At 39.0% G+C, this 2,606-nt stretch carries 4 protein-coding genes; 1 reads left to right on the plus strand and 3 read right to left on the minus strand.

Annotated elements, in window-relative coordinates; genetic code table 11:
- On the plus strand, nucleotides 1-193 hold a 193-nt coding region (locus AC1DUA_RS36425; protein WP_477504371.1), incomplete at its 5' end, for a hypothetical protein.
- Nucleotides 194-1,012: 819 nt separating this feature from the next.
- On the opposite strand, the gene AC1DUA_RS36430 is transcribed toward AC1DUA_RS36425, so the two are convergent.
- The 3 genes from AC1DUA_RS36430 to AC1DUA_RS36440 form a co-directional block, all read right to left on the minus strand.
- On the minus strand, nucleotides 1,013-1,339 hold the full coding sequence (locus tag AC1DUA_RS36430; RefSeq protein ID WP_477504372.1) for a hypothetical protein: 327 nt from the start codon (nucleotides 1,337-1,339) through the stop codon (nucleotides 1,013-1,015).
- A 442-nt stretch (nucleotides 1,340-1,781) separates the two neighbouring features.
- On the minus strand, nucleotides 1,782-1,943 hold the full coding sequence (locus AC1DUA_RS36435; protein WP_477504373.1) for a hypothetical protein: 162 nt from the start codon (nucleotides 1,941-1,943) through the stop codon (nucleotides 1,782-1,784).
- 140 nt (nucleotides 1,944-2,083) lie between these two features.
- On the minus strand, nucleotides 2,084-2,606 hold a 523-nt coding region (locus AC1DUA_RS36440; RefSeq protein WP_477504374.1), incomplete at its 5' end, for a Na+/H+ antiporter NhaC family protein.

Here is a 2,606-nt window from a genome sequence, read left to right on the forward strand (position 1 = left end):
TGTCATCACATTATTAGGAATTATACTTACACTGATTTCATTAATGAAACTTGCTATTAGAAGCTCTATTTTTCCTGTCGGTAGCAACCTAAAACACAAAATAATAGTTTTTGCACTTTACTCGTTGCTAGGAGTTTTAATAATATTTGTCTTATTAATAATAGTTATCTTTTTTGAGCAAGGAGCTACGTAATTCAATATTCATTTTGATACATAATTAACTTGTTTAAGCGCTATTTCTGTAGAATATTATAATAAATAAACACCATTCCATTATTATAATGATTAACCACCGGAGTTAAGTTTAAGGAGGATAATTTAATGCAAAATTCATCGTGGCTACAAATTAGAAATGGGGTAGTCTATATCCACAAAAGAACTTGTCCAATAACCCCTCTTACTCAAACAGAAGAAAAATTCAATAAAGAAGTTCAAGATGGAACATGGTTACATTTGACCTCGAAGAAGAGGCGATTAAGTGTTATGAAGAAAGCTACTACTCAAGTTTATTTACTCGAGACAAATGCATGCTTTGTCAGCAATGATGCGTTAACACATCAATCCACCACGAAGAATGCATTGCCAATCCGTTCTACTTCAACCTCAGTTAATCGTAGATAGGTCGATACCAAGCGCAAAAAGTCTTAGTCACGGGAATTCCTTATCTTAGTACTCCCCTTACAAGCTAAATCACAAAAATAACAAAACCCCTTATTACATAAGGGATTAAGCTACTGCGCACACAAGCTTAAACAACCCTTCTTTCATCTTGCCAGGAACAGGGTAAGGGTCAGTGGTTCGAGCCCACTACTGACCATACCGCGAAAACCCTTACACAGTAATGGCTTTTTAGTTTCCTAAATTCCACCATGTTAAGACAACCCCCTTCACGCCACATAAAAAATATCACCAAATTCATTTAGGTTTACGCAGCCTTAATCCAATAAGTTTTAGCCGTAGGACACACCTACGGCATTATATATTCCAACCCCAATACTCTGGAATCTATACTCTACTCTTCCTTTTTCACGAATTTTTCAATAGCTTTATCAAAATCTTCCCTTGATTCAGCCATTTTATATGCAAACACTCCATGAATATCACTAATTTCATGCTCATCAAGATCAATACTTTCATAAAAATTAGCAACATCAAAGGGAGAGCCTTCCACAATAAGTTCCACACCTTTATGTTTGGGAGAAACAATATATGCTTTCTTAGCCTTGGAAGAAGGCGAGCGGAAAATGACGACTTTACCTGTTCGAGTTAAGTAGTCAAGTTTCTCTGGGTAATTGTTCTTCGTCCCACAAGGCAATTTAAACGATGACATTAGTGACATACTATAATCCTCCTAAGACTTTATTAAAATCCAGACTTTCTGTTCTCAAGTCCTTTAACAATATATTACATGCATAAATCGTCAGAAGCAAAAAAACAAAAAAGCCCGAGGATGCTGTCGCTTTCCCATAGGCTTCTCTTCGTTTGCAAGGTTGAAGAATTGGTTCAAGATGTACTTCAGAACCAGTTTTACACTTTCGAAATCTATAGAACGCTTTTATTTCCTTCGAGTTCCTTCTGTTGCGCATCAAGCTTATTTGTTATGTCACTAATTCTAGTTTCAAGCCAATCCTTCGTATACACCTTCAGCAAGGCATCCTTCGACAACTCAATGGCATTCAAAATTATTTCAATTTCAGCTTCGTTTAAATATGTGTTATTATCGTACTTTATACTCTCGGATAAAAAAGAGACCACAGCATACTTAGCTGCGATCTCTACCTCTACGCCTGCTCCTCATCCACCACAACCGAATCGCGGATCTGCTCAAAAGATACAGGCGTGTAATCCAATTGTTCCACGCTCACATTGTAATAATGGCGTCCCTCATATTTCTGACCATGAATATGGCCATGAACATTCAAATAGGGCATCTGTTTATTCATATACATAGGCTCATGCGAAAGAAAAAAGAAGTTCATATAAATAAGAGGGTACTCACTTACTTCATCAAACCCAACATCAAGCCACCACGTCCTAGATCTCCCCCGATCGTGATTACCGAGGATGAGGATTTTGTAGCCGTTCAACTGTGAAACAATTGCCACGGCTTCCCACGGCCCTTCCACCCGTACGACCATACCAAGGTACATAATGGCAAAGCCCAAAGAAACGGTGCATAACTGATGTATTGCTCAACAGGCACCCCAACAATGGTTCCACATACGATAGCAAGCATGTTCCAAGGAATCATAGCAGCAAGGATGAGACTAGAGTCTGCAACAACTCTGGCAAGCTGGCTTCGCGGGAATCGTTCTTCCCAGAAGGGCAGCAAGCTCCTGCCTGACATCATTATCGGGAGGGTTTGTGTGCACGAAACAAGGCCAAGTCCTAAGCCAAATAAGGCGGTTCGAATAGTAGCTGAGAATAACGAGGTGGAGCGTCCTCCCAACAATTTTTGCATATAGCCTTGTAAAACACGATTTTCCTCCAAAATACCATTGAACGCTCCCGCAAGTCCAATAAGGACAATTAACTCAACCATATTCAGCAAACCTTTGGTCTGCAGCGAATCAAACATATTAGAATGATAACCAAACCACATCGCA

It is taken from the genome of Paenibacillus sp. 01T422 (assembly GCF_056398785.1).